General features: G+C 39.8%; 13 protein-coding genes, 7 tRNA genes and 2 rRNA genes. 1 reads left to right on the top strand and 21 read right to left on the bottom strand.

What is annotated here, in order from left to right; all coding sequences use genetic code 11:
* The 3 genes from G611_RS0109850 to G611_RS0109860 form a co-directional block, all read right to left on the bottom strand.
* Positions 1 to 116, bottom strand: a 16S ribosomal RNA gene (locus G611_RS0109850); the annotation flags it as partial.
* Positions 117 to 617: 501 nt separating this feature from the next.
* Positions 618 to 1001 (bottom strand): VOC family protein, encoded by a 384-nt coding sequence (locus tag G611_RS0109855; protein ID WP_028243477.1) that lies wholly within the window; start codon positions 999 to 1001, stop codon positions 618 to 620.
* 31 nt (positions 1002 to 1032) lie between these two features.
* The gene (locus tag G611_RS0109860; RefSeq protein WP_028243478.1) at positions 1033 to 1302 is read right to left on the bottom strand and encodes a hypothetical protein; all 270 of its coding nucleotides are present in this window, start codon (positions 1300 to 1302) and stop codon (positions 1033 to 1035) included.
* A 149-nt stretch (positions 1303 to 1451) separates the two neighbouring features.
* Here G611_RS0109860 and G611_RS0109865 point away from each other — a divergent pair, with 149 nt between their 5' ends.
* Positions 1452 to 2546, top strand: a complete 1095-nt coding sequence (locus tag G611_RS0109865) for a radical SAM/SPASM domain-containing protein (RefSeq protein WP_028243479.1) — start codon at positions 1452 to 1454, stop codon at positions 2544 to 2546.
* Between the two features lie 50 nt (positions 2547 to 2596).
* On the opposite strand, the gene G611_RS0109870 is transcribed toward G611_RS0109865, so the two are convergent.
* The 18 genes from G611_RS0109870 to G611_RS0109955 all read right to left on the bottom strand — a co-directional run.
* A complete protein-coding gene (locus G611_RS0109870) occupies positions 2597 to 3535 on the bottom strand; it encodes a phosphatase PAP2 family protein (RefSeq protein ID WP_028243480.1) in 939 nt (312 codons plus the stop codon).
* A 139-nt stretch (positions 3536 to 3674) separates the two neighbouring features.
* Entirely contained in the window at positions 3675 to 3848 is a 174-nt protein-coding gene (locus tag G611_RS15775; RefSeq protein WP_155942285.1) for a hypothetical protein, read from the bottom strand.
* Positions 3849 to 3979: 131 nt separating this feature from the next.
* Positions 3980 to 6091, bottom strand: coding sequence for a glycosyl hydrolase family 95 catalytic domain-containing protein (locus tag G611_RS14595; protein ID WP_036949031.1), 2112 nt, complete (start codon positions 6089 to 6091; stop codon positions 3980 to 3982).
* Positions 6084 to 6329 (bottom strand): hypothetical protein, encoded by a 246-nt coding sequence (locus G611_RS0109885; RefSeq protein ID WP_028243481.1) that lies wholly within the window; start codon positions 6327 to 6329, stop codon positions 6084 to 6086. Before G611_RS0109885 ends, G611_RS14595 begins: the two co-directional genes overlap by 8 nt.
* A gap of 10 nt (positions 6330 to 6339) precedes the next feature.
* Positions 6340 to 7212: an N-carbamoylputrescine amidase gene (gene aguB / locus G611_RS0109890; RefSeq protein WP_028243482.1), complete on the bottom strand. Its 873-nt coding sequence runs from the start codon at positions 7210 to 7212 to the stop codon at positions 6340 to 6342.
* A 23-nt stretch (positions 7213 to 7235) separates the two neighbouring features.
* Positions 7236 to 8330 carry an agmatine deiminase gene (gene aguA / locus G611_RS0109895; protein ID WP_028243483.1) on the bottom strand — a complete coding sequence of 365 codons (1095 nt, stop codon included), beginning with the start codon at positions 8328 to 8330 and terminating at the stop codon, positions 7236 to 7238.
* The gene (gene nspC / locus G611_RS0109900; RefSeq protein ID WP_028243484.1) at positions 8331 to 9473 is read right to left on the bottom strand and encodes a carboxynorspermidine decarboxylase; all 1143 of its coding nucleotides are present in this window, start codon (positions 9471 to 9473) and stop codon (positions 8331 to 8333) included.
* A gap of 15 nt (positions 9474 to 9488) precedes the next feature.
* Positions 9489 to 10748 (bottom strand): saccharopine dehydrogenase family protein, encoded by a 1260-nt coding sequence (locus G611_RS0109905; RefSeq protein ID WP_028243485.1) that lies wholly within the window; start codon positions 10746 to 10748, stop codon positions 9489 to 9491.
* A gap of 13 nt (positions 10749 to 10761) precedes the next feature.
* Positions 10762 to 11640 (bottom strand): polyamine aminopropyltransferase, encoded by an 879-nt coding sequence (gene speE, locus G611_RS0109910; protein ID WP_028243486.1) that lies wholly within the window; start codon positions 11638 to 11640, stop codon positions 10762 to 10764.
* 13 nt (positions 11641 to 11653) lie between these two features.
* Positions 11654 to 13102: an aminotransferase class I/II-fold pyridoxal phosphate-dependent enzyme gene (locus G611_RS0109915; RefSeq protein WP_028243487.1), complete on the bottom strand. Its 1449-nt coding sequence runs from the start codon at positions 13100 to 13102 to the stop codon at positions 11654 to 11656.
* A 67-nt stretch (positions 13103 to 13169) separates the two neighbouring features.
* A tRNA-Lys gene (locus G611_RS0109920) sits at positions 13170 to 13242 on the bottom strand.
* A gap of 16 nt (positions 13243 to 13258) precedes the next feature.
* Positions 13259 to 13329: transfer RNA gene (locus G611_RS0109925), tRNA-Gly, on the bottom strand.
* Between the two features lie 16 nt (positions 13330 to 13345).
* Positions 13346 to 13420, bottom strand: a tRNA-Pro gene (locus G611_RS0109930).
* 13 nt (positions 13421 to 13433) lie between these two features.
* A tRNA-Ile gene (locus G611_RS0109935) sits at positions 13434 to 13507 on the bottom strand.
* A 9-nt stretch (positions 13508 to 13516) separates the two neighbouring features.
* Positions 13517 to 13589: transfer RNA gene (locus G611_RS0109940), tRNA-Thr, on the bottom strand.
* Positions 13590 to 13596: 7 nt separating this feature from the next.
* Positions 13597 to 13669, bottom strand: a tRNA-Asn gene (locus tag G611_RS0109945).
* Positions 13670 to 13699: 30 nt separating this feature from the next.
* Positions 13700 to 13772 (bottom strand) — tRNA-Ala (locus G611_RS0109950).
* 71 nt (positions 13773 to 13843) lie between these two features.
* Positions 13844 to 14172, bottom strand: a 23S ribosomal RNA gene (locus tag G611_RS0109955); the annotation flags it as partial.

Here is a 14172-nt window from a genome sequence, read left to right on the forward strand (position 1 = left end):
CACTCAGTCAACAAATCGTCACCCCGAAGGGATCGTGATAAGTTGCTTCGTTCGACTTGCATGTGTTAAGCACGCCGCCAGCGTTCATCCTGAGCCAGGATCAAACTCTCATGTTAAAAAGTTTAATTCCGAATCAGTATAAAACTGACTTGTTTACTAATAAAGGTTTCGTTTCATTAAGAAACTTAAATGAATTTCAAGGATACATGTTTCAAAAAACTTGTATTAATTCAAGGTTTGTTTCACTGTTCAGTTATCAATCTTCGTTTGTTTGTTTTGCACTGTGTGACTTGCTGTCCCTCAGTGCTCGATTATAATATCACCTATATTTCCAGTTGTAAACCCCTTTTTTGCTTATTTCTTAAAGTAAATCTATTCACCGTTTCAGGGCTAATTGTTAGAATTGTACAAACTGTATATTCAACTTTCGTTTTACCGCGAAATATATCAAATGTTACCTATTATTAAGAAAAAGGCAACCACTCTACTGAGTAATTGCCTTTCCTGACCTAGCGCAGACTAGGTATGTCCTAATTAACCAATTATCTCTTGATTAATATGGTGTACATAATATATATCGGTTTATAATCGAAATAGTGAATACAGATTTAAAGTTTTTATTCATGTAATTCTAATGGCAGATTATCTGGGTCAAAGAAGAATGTCATTTTCTTGTTTGTAAATTCATCTGTCCTAATAGGTTCGCAGGATATGCCCATATCATTAAGCTCTGTCACTATCTTTTCGATATCATCTACTTTAAATGCTAAATGACGAAGACCGCATGCCTCTGGAAAGGATGGTCTTTTGGGTGGATTCTTAGGGGCGAATATCTCTAGTTCAGTTGTATCGTTTACCTTTAAATCCAACTTCCAATCGTCTTTTTGTGGTCTGTAATTTTCTCTTATAATTTCAAACCCAAGCTTATTTACGTAGAAGTCCTTTGATTTTTCGTAATCAGAAACAATAATAGCGATGTGATGTATAGTTGATAACTTCATTTATTAATCCTATTCTTTCTATAAAAATAAACTACATCCAATTATAATCCCCGCCAGTAACGGCAAGTGAAAGTAACGCGTCCATTCGCTCTACCTCTTCTTCACCCTGTACTACTGAAATAAGCTTTGCTGTCTCAGTAGCAACCGGCATTTCCTCATCAGGGCCAATTTCCATATTTGGCTGTTCGCCGCAGTAAGGGCAAACCAGTGTTGGTCCAACCTGAACTGATAAAAATCTGTTTGCACACTCTTTGCATTCATAAAATCCTGCCAGAGTTGTGCCATCTGGTACATAGTACATATCTATACCTCCAATAATAGCTTTCTTTCGCAATAATAGATTCAGTATAACATAGAGAAGAAGATTATTGAAAAATAATATCAAGGTTGATATAATAATTTTGCTACATTTAGTTGTGCGCAACTTATATACAATTGAGGTAATTAATTATGGAAAAAGAATTTGATATTCAGGCATACATGACAGCAGGCGTGGAACGTGTAGTTAAAGATTCTCTACGTGCCACACTAAAAGACCCAAAGGAAAGCATTTTCATGGGAAAATTTGCACTTGCTACAAAGAAGGCTTCTGATATTAGAAAGCAATTTGAAGCAGATGGACTTCACGTTCCACCATTTCTCATCGCTTCTATTACTAGTAATTGTAATCTTCATTGTGCTGGCTGCTATTCCAGACAAAATGAAGCAACAAAGGATTGTGAGCCTGTGAATCAGCTTACAGATGAACAGTGGCTTCAGATATTTGACGAAGCAGAGGCTCTTGGAATCAGCTTTATCCTTTTAGCCGGTGGCGAACCTCTTCTTAGAAAGGGTGTAATCAAGGCTGCCGCTACAAAGCCAAATATCCTCTTCCCAATATTTACAAATGGTGTATTCATCAGCGATGAATACTTTGATATGTTCGATAAAAACAGAAATCTCGTTCCAATTATGAGTATTGAAGGCCACAAGGAAACCACCGACGCAAGACGTGGTGAAGGTATATACGATAAACTAATTTCCAACATGGAAACCTTTAAGAAAAATGGTCAGATTTTTGGTAATTCAGTAACGGTTACTACAGAAAACTTTGAGGATGTTCTATCGGATGATTTTGTTTCGATGCTTCAGGGTTATGGCTGTAAGGCGGTTATTTATGTGGAATATGTTCCTGTGTCTGAAGATAGCAAGGATTTAGCTTTATCTGAGGCTCAGGAGGAACAGCTTAGAGCTAGAATTAGCCAGTTGCGTGAACAGTATGAAGATATGGTATTTATCTCCTTCCCAGGAGACGAAAAATCTTCAGGAGGATGTGTTGCGGCAGGACGCGGATTCTTCCATATCAACTCAAATGGAGGCGCGGAGCCATGTCCATTTTCTCCATATTCAGATACAAATGTAATTGATTTAGGTCTTAAGGGCGCAATCGCTTCTAGACTATTTAAAATCCTTCAAGCTGGTGATATTCTAAAGGATGATCACGTTGGTGGATGTGTTTTATTTGAGAAAAAAGACCAGGTAGAGGCAATCTTACAAGAGGCCTAAAATACAGAAGAGACTGCATTAGCAGCCTCTTCTTTTTTTCTAATTAAATTCTAAACCCACTTCTTAATGAGCATTGGGTATAAGGCAACAGCAAATAACATCATCAGACATCTTGCTACAAAGCTACCCCAGTTGTCTCCAAACATTCCACAGAAAATGGCGCTACCCATGAATTCCTTCCAAGATAATACGATAACTACTCCAATGAAACCAAGCATTGGTAGATTCTTTTCTGTTTCTGGAATCTCATAATGAATATAATGTCTTTCAAGGAAGCTGCCAAGTACAAAACCAAGAAACAAACCTGCTGATTTGAAGGTATCCTTCATCATCTTGTGTGGGTCAACAAGGAGCTGTCCATCTACGTAATCCATTGGATATGGCTTTACCTGGATATAAATAAGTACTGCGATGACAAGGACTATTCCTGCTATTGTAAGGATATCCTTGGCTTTTTCGTTGCCTTCAAGCTTGTCTTGAACCTTCGCAATAATGAACATAAGAATGGCTGTTGCGCCAAAGCCTACGGCAACATCCTGAGGTGTATGAACGCCTAGGAAGTTTCTAGAAAAGCCTGTGAGAACAAGTAATACGATACATATTACTGAAACCCATCTACGTTTGTTCCACTGCCATACGGCTGTGCCACCATAATGTATAGTGGCATTTGTGGTGTGTCCACTAGGGAATGAATACCCTGTAGCTGCCACCTTTGAATCACCTGCAGGCTCGATTAAATCAGACCTGATCCATGGTCTATAAGCGCAGGCTGTCAGCTTGATGACACCATTAAGAAGTTCTCCACCACTATACCATGCCAAAAAGCGATAGCCCCATTTTTTACTAACACACCAATAAACAAAGAATGGAAGCATTGGCATAACGTCAACTGCTATCTTTGAAAGTGCGTTAAAAAATTCGTCGAAAACTCCTCCTGTTGCATTTCTTAGTTCCTGCAACAACAATAAATACTGAATGTCAAACTGCATAACTCTGTCCTCCCTTTAAATAAGTATTTTTTACATTTCTACATAATACATTAATATTGTCCCAAAATACTCATTTTCACAAAAATATCATATATATTAAAAAGCTCCCAAAATTTTGGGAGCCTGCTTTACAATCATGTTATGAACAATTTGCCTTTTTTATAATCATGCTTTCTGAGTTAATCATTCTAGATTCCTGAGAATGGATATCTTCAGTTGTCTTTTTGTAACCTGGAAAACATTTACAAATCGAATCAAAATCCATTTCATTCTTTAATAACAATTGTAATGCCTTTAAGTCTTGTGCTTTCATGTCTCGTCTTATTTCCTCCCCGTTGTTCTTCTTTCCGAAAAACACCACGAGGAATAGTGTATCAATAGACTGTGAAAAAGTTATGTACATTCTTTATAAAAAGTATGATTCTTTTCCACAAATAGGCTCTTTTACCATTCTATATCGACAATTTTGCCCTCACGTGAACGTAGACCTGTTATCTTCCCTGATTTCCACTGCTTTGGAAGAGCTGGAAGCAATACATCTTCACCCTCATGACTTTGAAGCAGCATCTCCGCAATGCCTGATACCAAACCAAGATTCCCATCTATTTGAAAAGGTGGATGATTATCAAAAAGATTTGGAAGAAGTGACTGTCTCATAAGAGCCATGATGTTTTCATAGCACTGCTGCCCATCACCAAGTCTGGCCCACATATTTATAATCCAGGCTCTAGACCATCCAGTATGACCACCACCATGGGAAAGTCTTCTTTCGATTGTTGCTCTAGCTGCTTTCAAAAGCTCATCACTATTTGGGCTATCGAAAAACTGCTTTCCAGGATATAGGGCAAACAAATGTGATATATGTCTGTGGCCAAGCTCTATCTCTTCATAATCCTTTGCCCATTCTTGAATGGTTCCGTTCTTTGATATTTGAGGCTTAGGAAGCTTTTCTAAAATACGACTGTAGCGCTTTTTCTCCTCTGAACTAATCATGTCTGTTTCAATCAAGCCGCTAAAAAGCTCATACAGAATCTGGGCGTCCATAGATGCACCTTCGCACATCATCCCTTTTTCACCATTCGAAAGCATGTAGGTATTTTCCGGTGAAACTGTAGGCGATACCACAAGCTGACCTTCCTCATTTTCGATAAGTGTATCCTCAAAGAAAAGTGCAGCCTCCTTTATCATGGGAAGATATTCTTCCATAAATTGCTTATCTTTTGTATATCGATAGTGCTCTAATAGGTGAAGGCAAAGCCATGCTGCCCCCATCTGCCAATAGCTGGCTGCCTGCCAACTATCCTGCGGAGCACAATCTCCCCACATATCTGTGTTATGAAATGCCATCCAGCCTCTTGCATTAAACATTTCAGAAGCTGACTTTCTTCCATTTTCTACCATGCGTTTCAAAAGATTAAACAAAGGCTCATGAAGCTCTGATAATCCTGTGACTTCCGCAGGCCAATAATTCATTTCTGTATTTATGTTGATGGTATATTTGCTATCCCACGCAGGCGAAAAACTGTCGTTCCAAATCCCCTGCAAATTAGCAGGCAGACTGCCTGGCCTGCTAGAAGAAATCAAAAGATATCTTCCGTAAGCAAACAGCAGATTGATAAGTCCATCATCTGTTCCACCATCTATAACCGCCTGTAATCTTTCATCTGTAGGAATGAGATTCCTATTCTCACATGTGATTTCAAGCCTGCAGCGATTCATAAGCTCTTCTATATCAGATACATGTCTTGTTTTAAGCTGTTCGTATCCTAAGCGTTCAGCTTCGTCCAAGGTCTTAACTACATCTTCGACAGGATTCTCACAATAAAAATCTGTCTGAGAAACAACAAGTATTTCTGCATCTGCGTCGGTGTGTAGCATTCTTCCTCTAATAAAGGCATTGCCTTTGATTGCGCGAACGGCCATGCAAAATCTAACTCCATCAGCTCCAGTACGACCTTCCATACAAATGGTATTGTCCGAAAGCTTATATACCTTTTCACATTGATTGCTACGTTCTGCAAAAATACGAAGTTTTGCACCCTGGCATTTTATGGCCATCACTTTATCCACATATGAAATAAAGCTTTCCCTATGAAAAGCTACGCCATCCTTTGTATAACTAACTGTATGTATTCCTGTATCGATGTCAAGCTGGCGCTTGTAATCTGGAATATCTTCAACGAGTTTAAGCTGTCCACTCCATCCCTCGCGTATGCCCAAAATCTGGATACGCTCTTTGCCCTCAGGGATGATAAACAAATCCGCAAGTGGTTCATAGTGACTTTGATAATCAGGTATGCCCGCCATAGATTCATGGGCAAGCTCCTCGGCGTCGGCGATTCTTCCATCTCTGATAAGTCTTCTTATTTCAGGGATGTTTTCTTTAGCATCTGGATTAATGCGGTTTCTATAGCCACCCCACCAAACGCTGTCATTATTTAGCTGGAATCGGTCAATCACAGTTCCGCCAAAACACATTGCGCCCATAAATCCGTTTCCAAGAGGAAGAGCACTGTTCCAGTCTTCTGCCGCTTTTTTGTACCAAAGATTACTCATTATTCAATGCCTTACATCTATCTAAAATGTCATCCTTTGAAGGGATTTCTAATCCTGTTGTGAGAGATTCAACTTTTGTTTCAAACTGATGCAATGTGATGATATTACTTTCGTAATCATTAACAAGGCTATTCTTTTGCACTAACTTCTCCTGAACCTCCTCAGGTGTGAGCATGCCCCATGTATCTAATTGGAGCAGCTTTAAATCGAAATCTTTACAAATCTTTTTGAATTCCATATTCTCTCCTTTATAGTACGTCTCCATAACATTCTGGACGTCTATCTCTGAAAATTCCCCAACTCATTCGGTTTTCATAGATTTCATCCAAATCATAGGTATGTATCAAAATCTCTTCCTTATCTCTAGAAGCAGATTCCAAAATCTCACCTGTTTCATCTGTCATAAACGAACTGCCGTAGAATTCCAGACTTGATGACTGCATGGCATTTTCTTTACATGGCTCTACGGTTTCTAAACCGATACGATTAGCAGCAATTACAGGCATCAAATTTGAGCCAGCATGCCCCTGCATACAGCGTCTCCAATGTGGCATGCTATCGCATTCAATAATAGGCTCGCTGCCGATAGCTGTTGGATATAAAAGCATTTCTGCCCCCTGCAAGGCCATTGCTCTTGCGGTTTCAGGGAACCATTGGTCCCAACAAATACCGACACCTATTGTGCCAAACTGAGTTTTCCAGGTTTTAAAGCCTGTGTTACCTGGAGTAAAGTAAAATTTCTCCTGATAAAAATGGTCATCTGGAATGTGAGTCTTACGATAAACGCCTAGTATTTCACCATCTGCGTCAATCAGTGCAACTGAATTATATAAAACAGTGCCATCCTTTTCGTAAAAGCTAACAGGAATAACCACTGATAGTTCTTTTGCCACAGCTTTAAAATGATTTACCGCATCATTTTCCTCTACTGATTTGGCAAAATCATAGTATTCGTATCTTCTCTCCTGACAAAAATATTGTCTTTCAAACAGCTCTGGTAGCAATATGATATTTGCTCCAGACGCAGCGGCGCTACGAACCATTTTATCGGCCTTTTTTATATTCTCATCCACGTTAACTGAACAGCACATCTGAACTGCAGCAACCTTTACTAATCTCATCAGCCTACCTCCAGTAAAACCCTCTATTCTGGTATTTGTTGTGTTATGCAGTGAATATTTCCACCACCTACTATAATCGCTCTTGCATAGATAGGGTAAATCTTTCTATCAGGGAAGAGTCTTCCTAAAATATCCACCGCAACCTTATCATTTTTATCGTTAAACTGAGGTACAACGACCCCACCATTAGAAATGTAAAAATTCACATAGCTGGCAGCCAGTCGTTCACCTTCTTCTCGTACATCTTCACCCTCTTCAAACTGGTAACCCATTAGTTCTTCTTTTGTAACGCAAACTGGATTACTTGGGATAGGTAGCTTGTGTACTGTAAACTTACGACCTTTTGCATCGACAGAATTTTCAAGCACATCTAAACATGCCTTACTCATTGCATACTGGGGATCAGACTGGTCGTCAGTCCATGCCAAAACCACCTGGGCGCTACCTACAAATGCGCAGACATTATCCACATGTTCGTTGGTTTCATCATTGAATATTCCACAAGGAAGCCAGATTATCTTCTTAGCTCCAAGATATTCCTGTAGCTGTTTTTCGATTTCTTCTTTAGACATCTTGGGATTGCGGCCCTTGCTAAGCAAACATGCTTCAGTGACTATCACTGTCCCTTCGCCATCAGAATGTACACTGCCGCCTTCTAATACAAAAGGATGAGCATCATAATAATCCAAAGATATTTCATTACAGATAAGATGTGCTGCAGCATCATCCTTTTCCCAGTGAGCGTACAAGCCATCTACCTGGCCGCCCCATGCATTAAATTCCCAATCAATCCCTCTGACTGTAGTTCCATCTGTTACACATGTAGGACCAACATCTCTAGCCCATGCATCGTCAGTAGGAATCATAACAGGATGTATATTTTTATCATTTTCAAATTCTACTTTTACCTCTGGAAGATGTGCTTCATCAGCTAACATCCACAGCTGCTCACTTTCAGCTATAGCTCTTGCAATTTCCGCGAAAACTTTTTTAGCTTCTGCTCCTGAATTTGGCCACGAACCTGGCCTAACTGGCCAAATCATAACGCAGCCTCTATGTCTTGCATATTCCGCAGGCATATAAAAATTATCTTTTGTTGGAGTGCTATTTATCTTCATCTAAGACAACCTGTTTTTAAAATCTTCGTATCCAAATTTCTTTATTAAATCAATTGTTCCATCAGCCTTAAGCAAATAGATAGATGGCAATGGAATACCATTAAAGGTGTTATTTTTAACCATAGAATAAATGGCCATATCTTCAAATATTAACCTGTCACCGATATGTATTTCTTTATCGAATGAATAATCGCCAATAATATCTCCTGCTAGGCATGTATAGGAGCTGAGTCGATAGTCAAAAGGCTTTTCGCCCCATTTACCTGAATCCTTAAGAGGTGGCCGATATGGCATTTCCAACACATCAGGCATGTGACATGCTGCAGAGCCATCTAAAACCAGCGTCTTTATATCGTTATCAACAATATCCAAAACCTCTGTTACAAAATATCCTGCACTAAGGGCAATGGCTTCACCTGGCTCTAGATAAACTTGAAGACCGTAGTCTTCCTTAACCTTGCGTATCAACCTAACCAACCTGTCTACATCATAATCGGCTCTTGTGATATGATGACCACCGCCCATATTCAACCACTTCATCTGTGAAAGGTATAGGCCAAACTGCTGTAAAAAGGAGTTAAGGGTAGTCTCCAAATCATCCGAATTCTGCTCACATAATGTATGAAAATGAAAGCCATCTACTCCATCTAAAATACTAGCGTCTTCAGCCAATGCTTGCTCTAAAGCATTTAATGTTACACCAAGTCTTGAGCCTTTTGAGCATGGGTCATAGATAGCATGGTCTCCTTGTGTGGAGCATTGTGGATTCAATCTTAAGCCGATTCCCACTCCATTTTCTATGCATTTATTCTTATATTTTATCAGTTGTGCAATAGAATTAAAAACAATATGGTCGCATATTTTAACTAGTTCATCCATATCATTTTCTTTATAAGCAGGAGAAAACACATGATTTTCCTTGCCCATTTCTTCTTTTCCTAAACGCGCTTCATATATACCGCTTGCGGTAGTACCATCCAGATACTGTCCGATAAGCGGATACAATGCAAAATTTGAAAAAGCCTTTTGAGCCAATAGGATTTTACAACCTGAATCTTTTCTTACCTTATCTAAGATTTGCAGATTTTCTATTAATTTCCCCTCATCTATTACATATGCTGGTGTTTCTATTTTGGAAAACATTTCTACCTTCCTTAATTAATCAACCAATGTAGGATTTTCTACAACCTGCCATGGTAATCCCCACTTGTTAAGTGCTTCCATGTATGGGTCTGGATCGAATTCATCTGTAGTAAATACACCAGGGTTTTTCCATTGACCTGTAACAACCATCATAGCACCAATCATAGCTGGTACACCTGTTGTGTAGCTGATTGCCTGTGAGCCAACCTCTTTGTAGCATTCCTGGTGGTCACATACATTATAAATATAGATAGAACGTTCCTTTCCATCCTTGATTCCTGTGAAAATACAACCAATGTTTGTCTTTCCAACTGTACGTGGTCCCAAAGATGCTGGGTCAGGAAGAAGTGCCTTCAAAAACTGAATAGGAACAATCTCCTGTCCATTGAAGTTAATAGGCGTTGTAGATAACATTCCCACATTCTCAAGGCATTTCATATGTGTTAAATAGCTCTGACCAAATGTCATGAAAAATCTGATTCTCTTAACCTCTGGCATGTTACGTCCCAAAGCTTCGATTTCTTCATGGTGAAGAAGGTACATGTCCTTCATTCCTACTCCATCAAAATCGTACTCTCTCTTAATGCTCATAGCTGGGACTTCAACCCATTTTCCATTTTCCATATAAGAGCCTGGAGCTGAAACCTCACGAAGATTAATCTCTGGGTTAAAGTTTGTAGCAAATGGATAACCGTGGTCACCACCGTTGCAATCTAATATATCGATTGTATGAATCTCATCAAAATAATGCTTTTTAGCATAAGCTGCAAATACCGATGTGACGCCTGGGTCAAAGCCTGTTCCAAGAAGTGCTGTAAGACCAGCATCCTTGAACTTATCCTGATATGCCCACTGCCAGCTATAATCGAAATATGCTGAGAAACCTAAATCCTTACAACGCTTTTCGTAAATAGCTCTCCACTCAGGGTCATCTGTATCCTCTGGTTCATAGTTTGCTGTATCGATATAATCTACCCCTGCAGCAAGACATGCATCCATAATAGTCAAATCCTGATAAGGAAGGGCTACATTAAGAACAGCGTCTGGTGCATATTCCTTGATTAACTTTGTTAAAGCCTCTACATCATCAGCATCAATCTGAGCAGTCTTAATAACTGTCTTTGTAGTTTTCTCTAATTTTTCCTTCATAGCCTCGCACTTTGAAACTGTGCGGCTTGCTATCATAATCTCCTCAAATACATCGCTATTTTGACAGCATTTTGAAATTGCTACTTGCGCAACTCCACCACATCCAATAATTAATAATCTTGCCATACCATTTTCTCCTTTAATCTATGTTTTCTTTCTTTGCGGCTTTTTCTTCTTCAACCAACAACTCTTCTACATATCTTGGCAACATAAACGCCCCCTTATGTAGATTTGTTGTGTAATACCAGGTTTTGATATTTCTTGCTTTCCAACGTTTAGAATCTAAATCCTTTAGTGGATGATATTTTTTAGAAGCAAATCCAAACATCCAATAGCCTGAAGGGCATGTTGGAATATTGGCTTGGTATACTCTGTTGATAGGAAAACTCTTATAGGCCTTTCTGTGCATAGCTCTAAAAGCTTCCTCGTCCTCATCATAAAATGGACTTCCATGCTGATAAACCATGATTCCATCTTCTTTAAGAGCTCTATAGCAGCTTCCATAGAACTCTCTTGTAAACAATCCTTCAGCATAACCGAATGGGTCTGTTGTATCATTAATAATCAAATCATATTTATCCCTACAGCGTCGCAAAAATCTGAGACCGTCCATGTAAGTAACGGTAACTCGCTCATCATCAAATCCCTTTGCTGTCTCTGGGAAAAATTCTTTGCTGATTTCAAGGAACATTTCATCCTGCTCTACCACATCAATGTGTTCAATTTCAGGATATTCAGTAAGTACTCTGGCAACACCGCCATCGCCTCCACCAATAATAAGCACCTGCTTAACATTAGGATGCACCGCCATAGGCACATGCACTATCATTTCATTATAGATAAATTCATCAGCCTCAGAAAAAATGATTTCACCATCTAATACAATCATTTTCCCAAGCTCTTGTGTATCAAAAACATCAATTCTCTGATACTCACTTTGGGCACTATATAGCTGTTTATTGACACGGATGCTTGTCTTTACGTGCTCCGTCTCCATCTGTGAAAACCAAAAATCCATTAATACTTCTCCACTATACTATTACATTTATTAGCTCTACAGCAGGATCAAGTGTCCCCTGCAGACTACATCCTTTTTCCTTTGCAAACTTGATATATTCAATAATGTCAGCTGTAATACGTTCTCCAGGCGTCAAAATAGGTATACCTGGTGGATAACACATTACAAGCTCTCCACATATCTTTCCCTCAATTTCATTAATAGGTAATTGTACCTTATTGGCATAAAATGCCTGCTGTGGAGTCATTACAAGTTCTGGTTGAATGAACTCTCCGCAGTATAAATCACTGGAATCTTTTTCGTACAAACGCTTAATATCTTCCAGTGCTCCTACCAAGCGTTCAATATCTTGAATTCTATCTCCAATTGAAATATAAGCCAAAATATTTCCTATATCTCCAAATTCGATTTGAATATCATATTCATCTCTGAGTAAATCGTAAACCTCTATACCTGTGAGGCCTATTCCCTGAGTATATATAGACAGTTTAGTTACATCAAAATCGAAAACACTATCTCCATCTATTAGCTCCTTGCCGTATGCATAGAAACCACCAATTTCATTAATCTCATTTCTTGCATATTCGGCCATATGGGCCACTTTTTCAAAAGATTCATTGCCACGCAATGCAAGATTTCTTCTTGATAAGTCAAGGCTAGATAACAGAAGATATGATGCACTAGTTGTCTGTGTTAGATTAATAATCTGTCTAACATACTCTGCATCCATATTCTCTCCACATAGCAAGATAGAGCTCTGTGTAAGACTTCCTCCAGATTTATGCATTGAAACAGCAGCCATATCCGCTCCCGCCGCCATTCCAGACATAGGTAAATTGTCATTAAAATATAAATGTGTGCCATGGGCTTCATCGGCCAAAACTTTCATGCCACGCTCATGTGCTATACGAACTATTTCTTTAAGATTAGAACAAATACCATAATAAGTAGGATTATTTATAAGGATAGCCTTAGCATCTGGATTAGCATCCATTACTCGACGAACCTCATCTACTTCCACACCAAGAGCAATGCCTATTGTGGGATTAACCTTTACTTCAACATAAACAGGTACAGCACCACAAAGCACCATCGCATTAATAACGCTCTTATGTACATTTCTAGGAATAAGTATTTTGTCCCCTGCTTTACAAACAGATAGAATCATAGTCTGAACAGAGCTAGTTGTACCGTTTACCATTAAAAATGCATGAGCCGCACCAAATGCATCTGCTGTAAGTTCTTCCGCTTCTTTAATTACAGAGATAGGATGACCTAAATTATCCAATGGCTTCATGGAATTTACGTCAAGTCCAACGCACTGTTTGCCTAGCAAATCTACAAGTTCCGGATTACCCCTGCCTCGCTTGTGTCCTGGTACATCGAAAGGAACTACCCTTCTTCTTTTAAACCTCTCCAATGCTTCTACAATTGGAGCAGCCTTTTGCTCGTACTTATTCATTATTACCCCTTTGATATTACATTATTTTAAAAAAAACGATGTGCGAAAACACATCGTTTCATACTAGTGCGCGATCAGGGGTTCGAACCCTGGACACCCTGATTAAGAGTCAGGTGCTCTGCCAGCTGAGCTAATCGCGCATATTAAATTATTAAGAGCGGGTGATGGGAATCGAACCCACGTATTCAGCTTGGAAGGCTGATGTTCTACCATTGAACCACACCCGCATATCCAATTTCTTAGTCGGGGTGACAGGATTCGAACCTGCGACCCCCTGGTCCCAAACCAGGTGCTCTAGCCAAGCTGAGCCACACCCCGTAACTATATTAAATGGGCTTAAGTGGACTCGAACCACCGACCTCACGCTTATCAGGCGTGCGCTCTAACCAGCTGAGCTATAAGCCCCTATTTAAAAGCCGATGATCGGACTCGAACCGATAACCTGCTGATTACAAATCAGCTGCTCTGCCAATTGAGCCACATCGGCTTATGAACTCCCCAAGTAGGACTCGAACCTACGACAACTCGGTTAACAGCCGAGTGCTCTACCAACTGAGCTATTGAGGAATACAAAAGCATTTCAGTTAAAAACTGAAGTGGAGACGGAGAGATTCGAACTCTTGACCCCCTGCTTGCAAGGCAGGTGCTCTCCCAACTGAGCTACGCCCCCAGAAACATAGCAACTTCAAAACTTCACACAGTAAGACTTAGTCTTCCGATTATTCGCTACATTCTTTTCTTTAGAATAAACCTTCGATCTATTAGTATTCATCAGCTGAATGCGTTACCGCACTTACACCTTGAACCTATCTACCTTATCGTCTATAAGGGATCTTATTTCCTTGAAGGAAGGGGATATCTCATCTTGAGGGGGGCTTCACGCTTAGATGCCTTCAGCGTTTATCCCGTCCAGACTTGGCTACTCAGCTATGCCGTTGGTCGACAGCTGATACACCAGTGGTCCGTCCACCCCGGTCCTCTCGTACTAGGGGCAGCTCCTCTCAAATATCCTACGCCCGCGCCGGATAGGGACCGAACTGTCTCACGACGTTCTGAACCCAGCTCGCGTA

This window comes from Pseudobutyrivibrio ruminis AD2017, from assembly GCF_000424305.1.
Classification (GTDB): Bacteria; Bacillota; Clostridia; order Lachnospirales; family Lachnospiraceae; genus Pseudobutyrivibrio; species Pseudobutyrivibrio ruminis_B.

Bases quoted from the DNA above. Each gene is read 5' to 3' on its own strand.
- G611_RS0109855 (WP_028243477.1), bottom strand. From the start codon at position 1,001: ATGAAGTTATCAACTATACATCACATCGCTATTATTGTTTCTGATTAC.
- G611_RS0109860 (WP_028243478.1), bottom strand. From the start codon at position 1,302: ATGTACTATGTACCAGATGGCACAACTCTGGCAGGATTTTATGAATGC.
- G611_RS0109865 (WP_028243479.1), top strand. From the start codon at position 1,452: ATGGAAAAAGAATTTGATATTCAGGCATACATGACAGCAGGCGTGGAA.
- G611_RS0109870 (WP_028243480.1), bottom strand. From the start codon at position 3,535: ATGCAGTTTGACATTCAGTATTTATTGTTGTTGCAGGAACTAAGAAAT.
- G611_RS15775 (WP_155942285.1), bottom strand. From the start codon at position 3,848: ATGAAAGCACAAGACTTAAAGGCATTACAATTGTTATTAAAGAATGAA.
- G611_RS14595 (WP_036949031.1), bottom strand. From the start codon at position 6,091: ATGAGTAATCTTTGGTACAAAAAAGCGGCAGAAGACTGGAACAGTGCT.
- G611_RS0109885 (WP_028243481.1), bottom strand. From the start codon at position 6,329: ATGGAATTCAAAAAGATTTGTAAAGATTTCGATTTAAAGCTGCTCCAA.
- aguB (WP_028243482.1), bottom strand. From the start codon at position 7,212: ATGAGATTAGTAAAGGTTGCTGCAGTTCAGATGTGCTGTTCAGTTAAC.
- aguA (WP_028243483.1), bottom strand. From the start codon at position 8,330: ATGAAGATAAATAGCACTCCAACAAAAGATAATTTTTATATGCCTGCG.
- nspC (WP_028243484.1), bottom strand. From the start codon at position 9,473: ATGTTTTCCAAAATAGAAACACCAGCATATGTAATAGATGAGGGGAAA.
- G611_RS0109905 (WP_028243485.1), bottom strand. From the start codon at position 10,748: ATGGCAAGATTATTAATTATTGGATGTGGTGGAGTTGCGCAAGTAGCA.
- speE (WP_028243486.1), bottom strand. From the start codon at position 11,640: ATGGATTTTTGGTTTTCACAGATGGAGACGGAGCACGTAAAGACAAGC.
- G611_RS0109915 (WP_028243487.1), bottom strand. From the start codon at position 13,102: ATGAATAAGTACGAGCAAAAGGCTGCTCCAATTGTAGAAGCATTGGAG.